General features: G+C 58.2%; 15 protein-coding genes and 1 tRNA gene. 13 read left to right on the plus strand and 3 right to left on the minus strand.

Annotated features, from left to right (window positions below; genetic code table 11):
- Positions 1 to 581 precede the first annotated feature (581 nt).
- Positions 582 to 1,886 (minus strand): tyrosine-type recombinase/integrase, encoded by a 1,305-nt coding sequence (locus tag MME58_RS06145; RefSeq protein ID WP_055005341.1) that lies wholly within the window; start codon positions 1,884 to 1,886, stop codon positions 582 to 584.
- A 163-nt stretch (positions 1,887 to 2,049) separates the two neighbouring features.
- A tRNA-Leu gene (locus MME58_RS06150) sits at positions 2,050 to 2,134 on the minus strand.
- A 117-nt stretch (positions 2,135 to 2,251) separates the two neighbouring features.
- On the opposite strand from MME58_RS06150, the gene queA reads away from it, so the two are divergent.
- The 6 genes from queA to MME58_RS06180 all read left to right on the plus strand — a co-directional run bounded on the left by queA (position 2,252) and on the right by MME58_RS06180 (position 8,335).
- Complete coding sequence (gene queA, locus MME58_RS06155) at positions 2,252 to 3,316, plus strand: tRNA preQ1(34) S-adenosylmethionine ribosyltransferase-isomerase QueA (protein ID WP_055005291.1); 1,065 nt, start codon at positions 2,252 to 2,254, stop codon at positions 3,314 to 3,316.
- A gap of 14 nt (positions 3,317 to 3,330) precedes the next feature.
- The gene (gene tgt / locus MME58_RS06160) at positions 3,331 to 4,446 is read left to right on the plus strand and encodes a tRNA guanosine(34) transglycosylase Tgt (RefSeq protein WP_122239191.1); all 1,116 of its coding nucleotides are present in this window, start codon (positions 3,331 to 3,333) and stop codon (positions 4,444 to 4,446) included.
- Between the two features lie 53 nt (positions 4,447 to 4,499).
- A complete protein-coding gene (yajC, locus tag MME58_RS06165) occupies positions 4,500 to 4,835 on the plus strand; it encodes a preprotein translocase subunit YajC (RefSeq protein WP_055005292.1) in 336 nt (111 codons plus the stop codon).
- 62 nt (positions 4,836 to 4,897) lie between these two features.
- On the plus strand, positions 4,898 to 6,766 hold the full coding sequence (secD, locus tag MME58_RS06170; protein WP_054988598.1) for a protein translocase subunit SecD: 1,869 nt from the start codon (positions 4,898 to 4,900) through the stop codon (positions 6,764 to 6,766).
- Between the two features lie 9 nt (positions 6,767 to 6,775).
- A complete protein-coding gene (secF, locus tag MME58_RS06175) occupies positions 6,776 to 7,687 on the plus strand; it encodes a protein translocase subunit SecF (protein WP_054988599.1) in 912 nt (303 codons plus the stop codon).
- Positions 7,688 to 7,795: 108 nt separating this feature from the next.
- Complete coding sequence (locus MME58_RS06180; RefSeq protein WP_002552471.1) at positions 7,796 to 8,335, plus strand: glycine zipper 2TM domain-containing protein; 540 nt, start codon at positions 7,796 to 7,798, stop codon at positions 8,333 to 8,335.
- 67 nt (positions 8,336 to 8,402) lie between these two features.
- Here the strand turns inward: MME58_RS06180 and suhB are convergent, their stop codons facing one another.
- Complete coding sequence (suhB, locus tag MME58_RS06185) at positions 8,403 to 9,218, minus strand: type III secretion system regulator SuhB (RefSeq protein WP_055005293.1); 816 nt, start codon at positions 9,216 to 9,218, stop codon at positions 8,403 to 8,405.
- A gap of 215 nt (positions 9,219 to 9,433) precedes the next feature.
- Here suhB and trmJ point away from each other — a divergent pair, with 215 nt between their 5' ends.
- From trmJ to hscB, 7 genes are all read left to right on the plus strand, one after another.
- The gene (gene trmJ / locus MME58_RS06190; protein ID WP_054988601.1) at positions 9,434 to 10,207 is read left to right on the plus strand and encodes a tRNA (cytosine(32)/uridine(32)-2'-O)-methyltransferase TrmJ; all 774 of its coding nucleotides are present in this window, start codon (positions 9,434 to 9,436) and stop codon (positions 10,205 to 10,207) included.
- Positions 10,207 to 10,983, plus strand: a complete 777-nt coding sequence (gene cysE / locus MME58_RS06195; protein ID WP_055005294.1) for a serine O-acetyltransferase — start codon at positions 10,207 to 10,209, stop codon at positions 10,981 to 10,983. The genes trmJ and cysE overlap by 1 nt, the downstream gene beginning before the upstream one ends.
- A gap of 158 nt (positions 10,984 to 11,141) precedes the next feature.
- Positions 11,142 to 11,633 (plus strand): Fe-S cluster assembly transcriptional regulator IscR, encoded by a 492-nt coding sequence (iscR, locus tag MME58_RS06200; protein ID WP_054988603.1) that lies wholly within the window; start codon positions 11,142 to 11,144, stop codon positions 11,631 to 11,633.
- Positions 11,634 to 11,677: 44 nt separating this feature from the next.
- Positions 11,678 to 12,892, plus strand: a complete 1,215-nt coding sequence (locus MME58_RS06205) for an IscS subfamily cysteine desulfurase (RefSeq protein WP_055005295.1) — start codon at positions 11,678 to 11,680, stop codon at positions 12,890 to 12,892.
- Positions 12,893 to 12,974: 82 nt separating this feature from the next.
- Positions 12,975 to 13,361, plus strand: a complete 387-nt coding sequence (gene iscU, locus MME58_RS06210; protein WP_002552476.1) for a Fe-S cluster assembly scaffold IscU — start codon at positions 12,975 to 12,977, stop codon at positions 13,359 to 13,361.
- Between the two features lie 59 nt (positions 13,362 to 13,420).
- The gene (iscA, locus tag MME58_RS06215) at positions 13,421 to 13,744 is read left to right on the plus strand and encodes an iron-sulfur cluster assembly protein IscA (protein ID WP_003365093.1); all 324 of its coding nucleotides are present in this window, start codon (positions 13,421 to 13,423) and stop codon (positions 13,742 to 13,744) included.
- 10 nt (positions 13,745 to 13,754) lie between these two features.
- On the plus strand, positions 13,755 to 14,276 hold the full coding sequence (hscB, locus tag MME58_RS06220; RefSeq protein ID WP_054988605.1) for a co-chaperone HscB: 522 nt from the start codon (positions 13,755 to 13,757) through the stop codon (positions 14,274 to 14,276).
- The last annotated feature ends 38 nt before the right edge of the window (positions 14,277 to 14,314 follow it).

Below are 14,314 nucleotides of genomic sequence, written 5' to 3' on the forward strand. Positions count from 1 at the left end.
AGGAGCGCCCGTCTCTTTCCAGAAGAAAGAGACGGGCGCAGGTTGGCGCAAGGAAATGGCCAAGCGGATAGGTTGCTGCAGGGCAGTTGGGGGAGGGGGATGTATTTGCCGCAATGGCAATGATCTGGAATTGGCATCCATCACTCGGTGAGTGACCGTGCAAGCTGCCGGACGCTAATCGCACTTTGGGAGAACCACCACGCTGTGGCGTAGCCTTAAAGGTTCTTGCTACCTGGGTTGCTGTCAACGACAGCCCTTGCCCGATCTTTTCTACGCCTGTGGATAATTCGGGTCAAGGTTCGAATTTATGGAGATTCTGCGGCTGTGGCTGAAATTATACTCCGGTGGAAATCAGTGTTTTTCCCCAGACGGTTGTGTGGGCTTTAGATTTTTTAAGTGAGGTCCATCCAAGCAGGGCGGCTTTGCAGCCCTGCTTGGATGGACCCGCGTGGAAAGCTGGGCTACGGAGATCTAACAGGCTTAAGCAGTGTTGAAATGCGCCACGGTTGTTTTACAAGGCGATGATGTTGACGCCGACCGGGCCGAATTCGTGAGGCATCGCGTGATCGCGGTGTCTCAGCTTAGTCTGTTTCGATAGAAAACTTATCATCTATGCGTGCGTGGGATGTTGTTAGAGGCGATGCAGAAGGGCGTGCGAGAAACTGATTAACGCGAGTATCAAATTGATCGCGAAGGCTGGCAGTAATGCCTAGTTTGAGGGCGTCGAGATAGTCCGCATACCACTGCATCATGATCCGACGTTGCGGCAAGTATAGGGCTTGATTGTACTCACCAGAGATGCCGCCCTCGACGTGAGCCAGTTGGCTTTCGACATGGTCCTTCAGCCAGCCATGTTCGCGCAGCAGCGTGCTTGCGGTATGACGAGTGCCATGGCTGACGAGTCGTCCTTTATAGCCGATCTCGGCGAACACCAAGTTGATCGTGTTTTCACTGATGACTGGCTGCTTTTCACCATTGCCTGGGAATAGATACCGACTGCGGCCAGTGCTTTGGTTCAGTTTGGTAAGCATGGCGATCAATTGATGAGGTAGAGGGCTAACGTAGTCTCTGCGCATTTTCATGCGGGCGGCCGGGATGGTCCAAATCCCTTCCTCAAAATCGATTTCCTCCCATTTTGCGTAGCGAACCATGCCGGGGCGGCTCGCCGTCAGAATTGTCATCCATGATGCAATCCTCGCTGGTAGCCGGCTGGTGGTCTTGCTTAAGGACCGGAGAAACTCAGGTAGTTCGTGTTCGTGCAGATGTGGGTAGTGTTGAGTGGGCGGTGGGGCGATCGCAATGGCATGGAGTTCGGAGGCTGGATTGTGTTCGCACAGGCCGCGTGCAATGGCTTGACTGAAAGTCTGTTTCAGCCAGGTCCGGGTCTTGTCCGCAACATTGAAGGCGCCTCGTTTTTCTATGCAGGCCTGCAGTTTTGCGCAGTCGCTTCGCGTGATGAGCTCCAGTTGCTTCTCGCCGAGAGCGGGCAGTAGATCCTTATCGAGATAGTCGCGGATCTTCTTCAGCGTCGCGCTGCTGCGGCCGGAGTCCGATTTGAATTGGTACCAGTACTCCGCGGCTCGCCTGAAGGTGTTGAGCCCGGCCTCCTGCTGTCGCAGCTTGTCATCGCGGCGTTTGGCGCCGGGGTTGGTGCCTTGCTTGAGTAGGTTGCGGCATTCCGCAGCTCGTTCACGGGCTTCCTGCAAGGAGATATGCGGATACACGCCCAGTGACATGCGCGCCGCCCGACCCTGATACGTGTACCGGAAGTGCCAATACTTGCTGCCGTTGGGTTTCACCAGTTGGGCAAGACCCGAACTATCACTCAGCGTGAACGGTCTGTCGGCAGGCTTGGACGCTTTGATTTGCAAGGCGGTCAATGGCATCGCTGTACACCTCCGGTTCTCGAACTGGAATATGTACAGAAAATGTACCAAAAAGAGGCTGGCTTGCAAGGGACGGAGGTGGAACCCCAGAGACCAAAAAGCCCGCATTTAGCGGGCTCTAGGGGTGTTGCGTAGACGCTGGTAGTCGTCTATGTACTGCAAATGGTGCCCCGAGGGAGAATCGAACTCCCACTTCTTTCGAAAACGGATTTTGAATCCGCCGCGTCTACCAATTCCGCCATCAGGGCTCAATGGCGGCGAAGTATAAGGATGAGTTTTCCGTTGGTCAACAGCGATTTACGCAGGTTTTTTACTAATGCTGCCAAACCGGATAAACTTCCCGGCCCTGCTAAACGAACCCGATCATGCGCGTCGCTGACTTTACTTTCGAACTCCCCGATTCCCTGATTGCTCGCCATCCGCTGGCCGAGCGTCGTAGCAGTCGTCTGTTGACCCTCGATGGGCCGACTGGCGCGCTGGCACATCGTCAATTCGCTGATTTGCTTGAGCATTTGCGCTCGGGCGACTTGATGGTGTTCAACAATACCCGCGTCATTCCCGCTCGACTGTTCGGGCAGAAGGCGTCCGGCGGCAAGCTGGAGATTCTGGTCGAGCGCGTGCTGGACAGCCATCGGGTACTGGCGCATGTGCGTTCCAGCAAGTCGCCCAAGCCGGGCTCGTCGATTCTGATCGACGGCGGCGGGGAGGCCGAGATGGTGGCGCGGCATGACGCGCTGTTCGAACTGCGCTTCGCCGAAGAAGTGCTGCCGTTGCTGGAGCGTGTCGGCCATATGCCGTTGCCTCCTTATATAGACCGCCCGGACGAAAGTGCGGACCGCGAACGCTATCAGACCGTTTACGCCCAGCGCGCAGGTGCTGTGGCTGCACCGACCGCCGGTCTGCATTTCGATCAGCCGCTGATGGAAGCGATTGCCGCCAAGGGCGTTGAAACCGCGTTCGTCACGCTGCACGTTGGCGCGGGTACTTTCCAGCCGGTGCGCGTCGAGCAGATCGAAGATCACCACATGCACAGCGAATGGCTGGAGGTCAGCCAGGACGTGGTGGATGCGGTGGCAGCATGCCGCGCGCGAGGCGGGCGTGTGATTGCCATCGGGACCACCAGCGTACGCTCGCTGGAGAGTGCGGCGCGCGACGGTCAGTTGAAGCCGTTCAGCGGCGACACCGACATCTTTATCTACCCAGGCCGGCCGTTTCATGTGGTCGATGCCCTGGTAACCAATTTCCATCTGCCTGAATCCACGCTGTTGATGCTGGTTTCGGCGTTCGCCGGTTATCCCGAGACGATGGCGGCCTACGCGGCGGCCATCGAGCACGGCTACCGCTTCTTCAGTTACGGTGATGCGATGTTCATCACCCGCAATCCCGCGCCGACGGCCCCTCAGGAATCGGCACCAGAGGATCACGCATGAGTCGCACCTGTCGTATGTCTTTCGAATTGCTGGCCACCGACGGCAAGGCCCGTCGCGGTCGTCTGACCTTTCCGCGTGGTGTAGTGGAAACTCCGGCCTTCATGCCGGTGGGTACCTATGGCACGGTCAAGGGCATGCTGCCGCGTGATATCGAGGCCACGGGTGCGCAGATGATTCTGGGTAACACCTTTCACCTGTGGCTGCGTCCCGGCACCGAAGTCATCAAGGGCCACGGCGATCTGCACGATTTCATGCAATGGCAGGGGCCGATTCTGACCGACTCCGGCGGTTTTCAGGTGTTCAGCCTGGGTGCCATGCGCAAGATCAAGGAGGAGGGCGTGACCTTCGCTTCGCCGGTCGATGGTGCCAAGGTGTTCATGGGGCCTGAAGAGTCGATGCAGGTCCAGCGTGATCTGGGCTCTGACGTCGTGATGATCTTCGACGAATGTACGCCTTATCCGGCTGATGAGGACGTGGCGCGTATCTCCATGGAGCTGTCGCTGCGCTGGGCCAGGCGCTCCAAGGTTGCGCATGGCGAAAACACGGCCGCACTGTTCGGCATTGTTCAGGGCGGCATGCACGAGAACCTGCGCAAGCGTTCGCTGGAAGGCCTGGATGAGATCGGCTTTGATGGCCTGGCGATCGGCGGGCTGTCGGTGGGCGAGCCCAAGCACGAGATGATCAAAGTGCTGGACTACCTGCCGGGCCTTATGCCAGCAGACAAACCTCGTTACTTGATGGGTGTAGGCAAACCGGAGGATCTGGTCGAAGGTGTGCGCCGCGGTGTTGACATGTTCGACTGCGTGATGCCGACCCGCAATGCCCGCAACGGTCATCTGTTCACCGATACCGGTGTGCTGAAAATCCGCAACGCGTTCCATCGTCATGACAATTCGCCGCTGGATCCGACCTGCGACTGCTACACCTGCAAGAACTTCTCGCGCGCTTATCTGCATCACCTGGACAAGTGCGGCGAAATGCTGGGGAGCATGCTTAATACGATCCACAATTTGCGGCACTACCAGCTGCTTATGGCTGGTTTGCGCGAGGCTATTCAACAGGGTACATTGGCCGCCTTCGTCGATGCCTTCTATGCCAAACGCGGCCTTCCAACGCCGCCTCTGGGTTGAAACAGAACGAGTTTTTCCTGCTTTTTATACTAATTATGTAACTGGAGCGACAAATGAGCTTTTTCATCTCTCCCGCTTTTGCGGATGCTGCTGCACCGGCTGCCGGTCTTGCGGGCAGTGGTTTCGAGTGGATCTTTCTGGTCGGCTTCCTGGTCATCTTCTACCTGATGATCTGGCGTCCACAGGCCAAGCGCGCCAAAGAGCAGAAAAACCTGCTGGGCAACCTGCAGAAAGGCGATGAAGTTGTCACCAGCGGCGGTATTGCGGGCAAGATCAATAAAGTGACCGACGACTTCGTGGTTATCGAAGTGTCTGACACCGTTGAGCTGAAAATCCAGAAGGGCGCCATCGCGGCCACTCTGCCAAAAGGCACCCTGAAAGCGATCTGAGCAACAACTTTTACCCATCGACGGGGCGCGCAAGGCGCCCCGCGTTTTAAGCGGGCGGCGTGATGCTGAACAAATACCCTCTGTGGAAATACGTACTGATCCTGGCGGTGCTGGTGGTCGGTTTTATTTATTCCGCACCCAATCTCTACCCTGATGATTCTGCCATTCAGATCAGCGGTGCAAGCACTGCGCTGCAAGTCAATCAGGCAGATGTCGATCGTGCAGCCAAGGCGCTTGCCGATGCCGGCATCTCGGTCAAGGCTTCTTCTCTGGCCGAGAATGGCAAGGGCGGTTTGTTGCGTCTGAGCAAGCAGGAAGACCAGTTGCCGGCCAAGGATGTCGTGCGCAAGGCGTTGGGTGATGACTATGTCGTTGCACTGAACCTGGCGCGTACCACGCCGACCTGGTTGCGTAACCTGGGCGCAAGCCCGATGAAGCTCGGTCTCGACCTGTCCGGTGGTGTGCACTTCCTGCTGGAAGTCGACATGGACAAGGCGATCGATGCGCGTCTGAAGGTTTACGAAGGCGAAGTCAAATCGCTGTTGCGCAAGGAGAAGGTGCGCTATCGCAGTTTGCCGCAGCTGGGCAATGTGATTCAGCTGGGCTTTTCCGATGATACAGAGCGCGAGCAGGCTCGTGCGCTGGTGCGCAAGACCTTCACCGATTTCGAAATCACGCCTGCCGAGCTGAACGGGATTCCCGTACTGCGCATGGCGTTGACTCCGGCCAAACTGGCCGAGATTCGCGAATACTCGATCAAGCAGAACCTGACCACCGTACGTAACCGGGTCAACGAGCTGGGTGTTGCCGAACCGCTGGTCCAGCGTCAGGGTGCCAACCGCATCGTGGTCGAGCTGCCGGGTGTACAGGACACTGCGGAAGCCAAGCGTATTCTGGGCAAGACTGCCAACCTCGAATTCCGTCTGGGCGCAGGCCCGGATGACTCGAAAGGCACCACCGAAATGTTCGAGTTCCGCGAAGGCGGACGTCCGGCAGCAGCGGTGGAGCGTGGTCTGATCATTACCGGCGATCAGGTGACTGACGCCAAGGCCAGTTTCGACGAGCATGGCCGTCCACAAGTGAACATCAACCTTGATGGCCACGGTGGCGAGCTGATGAGTCGCGCAACCCGCAGTAATGTGGGGCGCAGCATGGCGGTGATTTTCATCGAGCAGCGTCCGACTACTACCTACACCAGACAAATGGTCAACGGCGTCGAGAAAGACGTGCCTGTTCAGACCTTCAAGGAAGAAAAGAAGATCATCAGTCTGGCGACCATCCAGTCGCCACTGGGCAGCCAGTTCCGAATCACCGGTCTGAACGGTCAGGGCGAGTCTTCCGAGCTGGCGCTGCTGTTGCGTGCCGGTGGTCTGGCGGCACCGATGTACTTCGCTGAAGAGCGCACCATTGGCCCGAGCCTGGGCGCCGACAACATCACCAAGGGTATCGACGCTTCCCTGTGGGGCATGCTGTTCGTTTCGCTGTTCATCATGGCGATCTACCGCTTCTTCGGTCTGATCGCGACCGTTGCCCTGGCCTTGAACATGGTCATGCTGCTGGCGCTGATGTCCTTGCTGGGTGCGACACTGACCCTGCCGGGTATTGCCGGTATCGTGTTGACGATGGGTATGGCGGTGGATGCGAACGTACTGATCTTCTCGCGGATTCGTGAAGAGATCGCCAACGGCATGACGGTTCAGCGTGCTATCAACGAAGGTTTCGATCGTGCCTACACGGCGATCCTCGACGCCAACCTGACGACGCTGCTGGTCGGCGGCATTCTCTTTGCGATGGGCACCGGCCCGGTCAAAGGGTTTGCGGTGACCATGTCGCTCGGGATCTTTACCTCGATGTTCACGGCCATCATGGTGACCCGCGCTATGGTCAACCTGATCTACGGCGGTCGTGACTTCAAGAAGTTGTGGATTTAAGGGGCTGCCATGTTACGTACCATCAACTTCATGGGCGTTCGCAATGTTGCGTTCGCCATCACGATGCTCCTTACCGCACTGGCGTTGTTCAGCTGGTTCCATAAAGGGCTCAACTTTGGTCTGGACTTCACCGGCGGTACGCTCATTGAGCTGACCTACGAGCGTCCGGCCGATCTGGGCAAGGTTCGCCAGGAGCTGGTTTCGGCGGGCTATCACGAAGCCGTTGTACAGAGCTTCGGTGCCACCACTGACTTGCTGGTGCGCATGCCGGGTGAAGACCCGCAACTGGGTACTCAGGTTGCTGACGCGCTGCGCAAGGCGGGTGCCGACAACCCGGCCGTGGTCAAGCGCGTCGAGTTCGTCGGCCCGCAGGTCGGTGAAGAGCTGCGCGATCAGGGCGGCCTCGGCATGCTGATGGCGCTGGGCGGCGTTCTGATCTACCTGGCGTTCCGCTTCCAGTGGAAATTCGCGGTCGGGGCGATCATCTCGCTGATCCACGACGTGGTGGTGACGATGGGCATCCTGTCGTTCTTCCAGATCACCTTCGACCTGACCGTGCTGGCGGCGGTACTGGCGATCATCGGTTACTCGCTGAACGACACTATCGTGGTCTTTGACCGGGTACGCGAAAACTTCCGCCTGCTGCGCAAGGCTTCGCTGATCGAGAACATCAACATTTCCACCACGCAGACACTCCTGCGCACCATTGCAACCTCGGTTTCGACCCTGTTGGCAATCGCCGCATTGTGGGCGTTTGGTGGTGACAGCCTGGAAGGCTTCTCCATTGCGTTGTTCATCGGTGTGCTGGCGGGTACTTACTCGTCCATCTACATCGCCAACGTGGTGCTGATCTGGCTGAATCTGACCACCGAGGATCTGATCCCGCCCGTGGTCGTCGAGAAGGCTGACGATCTTCCGTAGATCCGACCGTCATAAAAAAGGCGCGAGTGCTGAACTCGCGCCTTTTTTTATGCTCCAAGGCTAGGCATTGCGCAGCCATGCTGCGTTTCGATTGGTCAGGAGGTTCAAGTGAACAAGTCTATGCTTGTTGGTGCTGTGTTAGGTGCTGCTGTCGTGACTGCTGGCGGCGCCGTTGCCACCTATAGCTTGGTCAAGGGTGGTCCTGAGTATGCGGATGTATTGGCGGTAGAGCCGATCAATCAGCAGATCAAAACCCCCCGTGAAGTTTGCAAGGACGTAACCGTTACCCGTCAGGCGCCGGTCAAGGACCAGCACCAGATCGTAGGTAGCGTTATCGGCGCGGTAGCCGGTGGCTTGCTCGGCAACCAGATCGGTGGTGGTAACGGCAAGAAAATCGCAACAGTCGCCGGTGCGGTAGGCGGTGGTTATGCGGGCAACAAGGTTCAGGAAGGCATGCAAGAACGTGATACCTACACCACTACGCAAAACCGCTGCACAACGGTCAACGATGTGAGCGACAAGGTTGTGGGCTACAACGTCAAATACAAGTTGAACGAGAAAGTGGGTCAGGTTCGGATGGAGCGTGATCCGGGCAGCCAGATTCCAGTCGACAAGAATGGTCAGCTGATATTGGGTCAGGCGCAATAACGCCAGCCGCTGAGCTTCTGCAAGACATAAAAAAACCGGCTTTCGCCGGTTTTTTTATGCCTGCAGCTTAACGCTTGAGTGAAGCCGGCAGGTGCGGTGCAATTGCAGTCAGCACGGCCTTGAAGCATTTGGTGTTACCGGCAACGACATGGCCTTTTTCCAGGAAGTCATGACCGCCAGTGAAGTCGCTGACCAGGCCGCCTGCTTCCTGAATCAGCAAAGCGCCTGCCGCCATGTCCCATTCAGACAGGCCTGACTCCCAGAACGCATCGAAACGGCCGGCAGCTACATAGGCCAGGTCAAGGCTTGCGGCGCCTGCGCGTCGGATGCCGGCGGTCTGGCCGACCAGACTGCGGAACATGCCCAGGTAGTTTTCGATGTTGTCCATCTGGTTGTCACGGAATGGGAAGCCGGTGCCGAGCAGTGCGCCTTCGAGGCTCTTGCGCTGGCTGACACGCAGGCGACGGCCGTTCAGGGCTGCGCCGCGACCACGGCTGGCGGTGAATTCTTCCTGGCGGACCGGGTCGAGAACGACGGCGTGCTCAAGGCGACCGCGGTATTTGCAGGCGATGCTGACAGCAAAGTGCGGGATGCCGCGAACGAAGTTGGTAGTGCCGTCCAGCGGGTCGATGATCCACAGGTAGTCGGTGCCTTCGCCGCTGCCTTTGTGCAGGCCGCTTTCTTCGCCAAGGATTCCGTGAGTCGGGTAGGCCTTGCGCAGCGCAGTGATGATGCTCTGCTCGGCGGCGCGGTCGATCTCTGTGACGTAGTCTTTGGCTTCTTTTTCGTCAACCTTGATGGTATCCAAGCGCTCGATGGAGCGGAAAATCAATTCGCTGGCGCTGCGGGCGGCGCGCAGCGCGATATTCAGCATGGGCTGCATGGACAATTCACCTAAGGTTGTTAAAGAGAGCCGGGCATTCTATGGGCTGATTCGAATTATTTCCAGCCTTGCGTTGTTACGGTTGTCGGGTTCGTGTGGGTTTTTTCCAGGCGAGAGCGGTTAGGGCCGATCTTCCGGCCCGCACAGCTTCATGGCGCAAGTCGAACCGTTTCTGTAAGATTTGCCCCCCTAATTAGTGTCAGTGAGCGTTCGCTTTGTTGCAGAACATTCGTGTTGTCCTGGTCGGCACTACCCACCCCGGAAATATCGGCGGGGCCGCTCGCGCCATGAAAAACATGGGCCTGTCGCGTCTGGTGCTGGTCGATCCAAGGATCTTTCCTTCGCCCGACGCCGATGCACGCGCCTCTGGCGCCACCGACATTCTGGAGTGCGCGCAGGTTGTCGCGACCCTTGAAGAGGCGCTGGTCGGCTGCCGTCTGGTGCTGGGTACCAGTGCGCGGGACCGAAGCCTGCCGTGGCCCTTGCTTGATCCGCGTGCTTCGGGTGAAAAGGTCGTCGAGCAGGCCGGTAAGGGCGCCGAAGTGGCGCTGGTGTTCGGGCGCGAGCATGCGGGCCTTACCAATGAAGAGCTGCAGCGCTGTCACTTTCATGTGCATATCCCGTCTGACCCGGCGTTCAGCTCCCTCAATCTGGCGGCTGCCGTACAGGTGCTCAGTTATGAGGTGCGCATGGCCTGGCTGGCGGTTTCTGCGCAGTCGGAACAGCGCGAAGTGCCGCGAGCCGTCTCGGCACATAATGCAGAGCTGGCGACGATGGATGAGATGGAAGGTTTCTACGCGCATCTTGAAGCCACGCTTGTGGCCATCGGCTTCCTTGATCCGGAAAAGCCACGCCATCTGATGGCGCGATTGCGCAGGCTTTACGGGCGCAGCGAAGTCGAGCGATCCGAGTTGAGCATCCTGCGTGGCGTGCTTACCGAAACCCAGAAAGCCGCACGCGGTGAACCCTACAAGCGGAAGGATCAGTAATGTTCGAGCGTCTGCGAGAAGACATTCAAAGCGTGTTCCATCGCGATCCTGCTGCACGCAATGCCTTTGAGGTCCTGACCTGCTATCCGGGCATGCATGCCATCTGGCTGCACCGCTTCGGGCATATCCTGTGGCGTAACGGCTGGAAGTGGCCTGCGCGGGTGGTGTCGAACTTCGGTCGCTGGATGACCGGTATCGAAATCCATCCGGGCGCGCGCATCGGCCGCCGTTTTTTCATTGACCATGGCATGGGCATTGTTATCGGCGAAACCGCCGAGATCGGCAATGACGTAACGCTTTATCAGGGCGTGACCCTGGGCGGCACCAGCTGGAATGCCGGCAAGCGTCACCCGACGCTGGAGGACGGTGTGGTCGTGGGGGCGGGTGCGAAAGTGCTCGGGCCGTTCACGGTGGGGGCGGGTGCCAAGATCGGCTCCAACGCCGTGGTGACCAAAGCGGTGCCAGCGGGCGCGACTGCCGTCGGTATTCCGGGGCGCATAATCGTCAAGTCGGACGACGAAGCAGAAGCCAAGCGCAAGGCTATGGCTGAAAAGCTTGGCTTCGATGCGTACGGCGTGAGCGCCGATATGCCGGACCCGGTCGCTCGCGCCATTGGGCAACTGCTTGACCATCTGCAGGCGGTCGACGGTCGTCTGGAAGGCATGTGCGACGCGCTCGGCAGGCTCGGCAGTGATTACTGTGCCAAAGAATTGCCCGAGCTGCGCGACGAGGTTTTCGATTGCGTCAAGGATCGTCGCGAAGACAAGGTCGGCTAGGCCGCATGGAGGTCTGGCGCGTGCCATTGCGCCGCACTTTTGCTATGATGCAGCCCGCACTTTTCGCTAATCCCGACTGTTTTACTTGGTCTAATAGTTGACTCATTTACTCGGGAATAGCATACTCGCTCTCATTCCGAACCTCTGCGGTATACGCCATGCGACTGACTACTAAAGGCCGATACGCTGTAACTGCCATGCTTGACCTGGCGTTGCACGCGCAGAACGGGCCAGTGTCTCTGGCCGACATCTCCGAGCGGCAGGGGATTTCCCTGTCCTACCTCGAGCAGCTGTTCGCCAAACTGCGTCGCGGCAATCTGGTTTCCAGTGTTCGCGGTCCGGGCGGCGGCTACCAGCTGTCGCGGGACATGAAAGGCATTCAGGTTGCTCAGGTTGTCGACGCGGTCAATGAATCGGTCGACGCCACGCGGTGCCAGGGTCTGGGCGATTGCCACGCTGGCGATACATGCCTGACCCACCACTTGTGGTGCGACCTTAGCCAGCAGATTCACGAATTTCTAAGCGGTATCAGCTTGGCGGATCTTGTCACTCGCCGTGAGGTACAAGAAGTCGCTCAGCGCCAGGATATGCGTCGTGGTCATCACCACGTTTCGCAACTGGGTAAGATCGAAACGTCCGCCGTCGAATGAACGCAGATGAATGAGCGGTGCGCCTGCCTGATAGGAGAGCTTCAATGAAATTGCCGATTTACCTCGATTACTCCGCGACGACCCCGGTCGATCCGCGTGTCGCGCAGAAAATGATCGAATGCCTGACAGTCGAAGGAAACTTCGGCAACCCTGCATCGCGCTCCCACGTCTTTGGCTGGAAAGCCGAAGAAGCGGTCGAGAACGCTCGCCGTCAGGTCGCAGACCTGGTCAACGCCGATCCGCGCGAAATCGTCTGGACGTCGGGGGCTACCGAGTCCGACAACCTGGCCATCAAGGGTGTTGCGCATTTCTATGCCAGCAAGGGCAAGCACCTGATCACGTCCAAGGTTGAGCACAAGGCTGTCCTCGACACCACGCGCCAACTGGAGCGGGAAGGTTTCGAAGTCACGTACATCGAGCCGGGTGAAGACGGTCTGATCACGCCTTCCATGATTGAAGCTGCATTGCGCGACGACACCATTCTGGTTTCGATCATGCATGTGAACAACGAAATCGGCACCATCAACGATATCGCCGCGATTGGTGAGCTGACTCGCTCGCGTGGCGTGCTGTTCCACGTCGATGGCGCGCAGTCGACCGGCAAGGTTGAAATCGATCTGGCCAGCCTCAAGGTTGATCTGATGTCGTTCTCGGCGCACAAGACCTATGGCCCCAAAGGCATCGGCGCGCTGTATGTCAGCCGTAAGCCACGTGTCCGCCTCGAAGCGGCCATGCACGGCGGCGGTCACGAGCGCGGCATGCGTTCCGGTACGCTGGCTACGCACCAGATTGTCGGTATGGGTGAAGCATTCCGTATCGCCAAGGAAGAAATGGCCGCTGAAAACGTGCGCATCAAGGCGCTCAGTGATCGTTTCTTCAAACAGGTCGAAAATCTGGAAGAGCTGTACGTCAACGGCAGCCTGACTGCCCGCGTACCGCACAACCTGAATCTGAGCTTCAACTATGTCGAAGGCGAGTCGCTGATCATGGCGCTCAAGGATCTGGCTGTATCGTCGGGTTCGGCCTGTACATCGGCCTCGCTTGAGCCGTCGTATGTATTGCGTGCCCTGGGCCGTAACGACGAACTGGCGCACAGCTCGATTCGTTTTACCTTCGGTCGTTTCAGCACTGAAGAAGAGATCGATTACGCCGCGCAGAAGGTCTGCGAGGCTGTTACCAGGCTGCGTGCTCTTTCGCCGCTGTGGGACATGTTCAAAGACGGCGTCGATATCTCCAAGATCGAGTGGGCGGCGCACTAATTTAAAGCCGCCTCCAATACAGGTCATGTGCAATTGCGGCGTGACCTGCAGAGCGGCTCCCTGATGTGAGAGGAACAGAATCATGGCTTACAGCGAAAAGGTCATCGACCACTACGAAAACCCACGTAACGTCGGCAAGATGAACGCCGAAGATCCTGATGTCGGCACCGGTATGGTCGGCGCTCCGGCGTGCGGCGACGTGATGCGCCTGCAGATCAAGGTCAACGAACAAGGCGTTATCGAAGATGCCAAGTTCAAGACCTACGGCTGCGGTTCGGCAATTGCCTCCAGTTCACTGGCCACCGAGTGGATGAAGGGCAAGACTCTGGATGAAGCAGAGACCATCAAGAACACTCAGCTGGCTGAAGAACTGGCGCTGCCGCCGGTGAAGATTCACTGCTCGGTACTCGCCGAAGACGCAATCAAGGCCGCCGTTCGCGACTACAAGCAGAAGAAAGGTCTGCTGTAAGCAGGCTTTGCAGCGCAGCGCGCAACAGCGTTAACGTGCAATACAGTTGAGGAGTTCCGATGGCTATCAGCATGACAGAAGCTGCCGCTAACCACGTACGACGTTCCCTTGAGGGACGCGGCAAGGGTGATGGCGTTCGTCTGGGTGTCCGCACCACAGGCTGTTCAGGTCTGGCCTACGTACTGGAGTTCGTCGATGAGGCGGCCAGCGAAGACACCGTGTTTGAAATGCACGGCGTCAAGGTCATCATTGACCCGAAAAGCCTGGTCTATCTGGATGGCACCGAGCTCGACTTCGTGCGTGAAGGGTTGAATGAAGGCTTTAAATTCAACAACCCCAACTCGCGCGGTGAGTGCGGCTGTGGCGAAAGCTTCAACGTCTGAGGCTTTTATTGTGGGTACTCCCTGTCATTTCGCCCTGTTCGACCTCAAACCCGAGTTTCAGCTCGATCTTGATCAGTTGGCAACGCGCTACCGCGAGCTGGCGCGCAACGTACATCCCGATCGTTTTGCTGACGCCTCCGAGCGTGAGCAGCGTCTGGCGCTCGAACGTTCAGCCAGTCTCAACGAGGCCTATCAGACCCTGAAAAGCCCGCCGAAAAGGGCGCGCTATCTTCTGGCGATGAAGGGTAACGAGGTGCCGCTCGAGGTCACTGTGCATGATCCTGAATTTCTTCTGCAGCAGATGCAATTGCGCGAAGACCTCGAGGATCTGCAGGATGAGGCCGATCTTGCCGGCGTGGCGACCTTCAAGCGCCAGCTCAAGGTTGCTCAGGACGAGTTGAACCAGAGCTTCGCCGCTTGTTGGAACGATGCTGCACAACGCGAGCACGCTGAAAAGCTGATGCGGCGTATGCAGTTCCTCGACAAGCTCTCTCACGAAGTGCGCCAGCTAGAAGAGCGCCTCGACGATTAACCCCGCGCGGCTTTGGTCGCGCGCCAGTGATTATTCTG

The sequence above is a fragment of the Pseudomonas syringae pv. tagetis genome (assembly GCF_022557255.1).
GTDB lineage: Bacteria > Pseudomonadota > Gammaproteobacteria > Pseudomonadales > Pseudomonadaceae > Aquipseudomonas > Aquipseudomonas caricapapayae.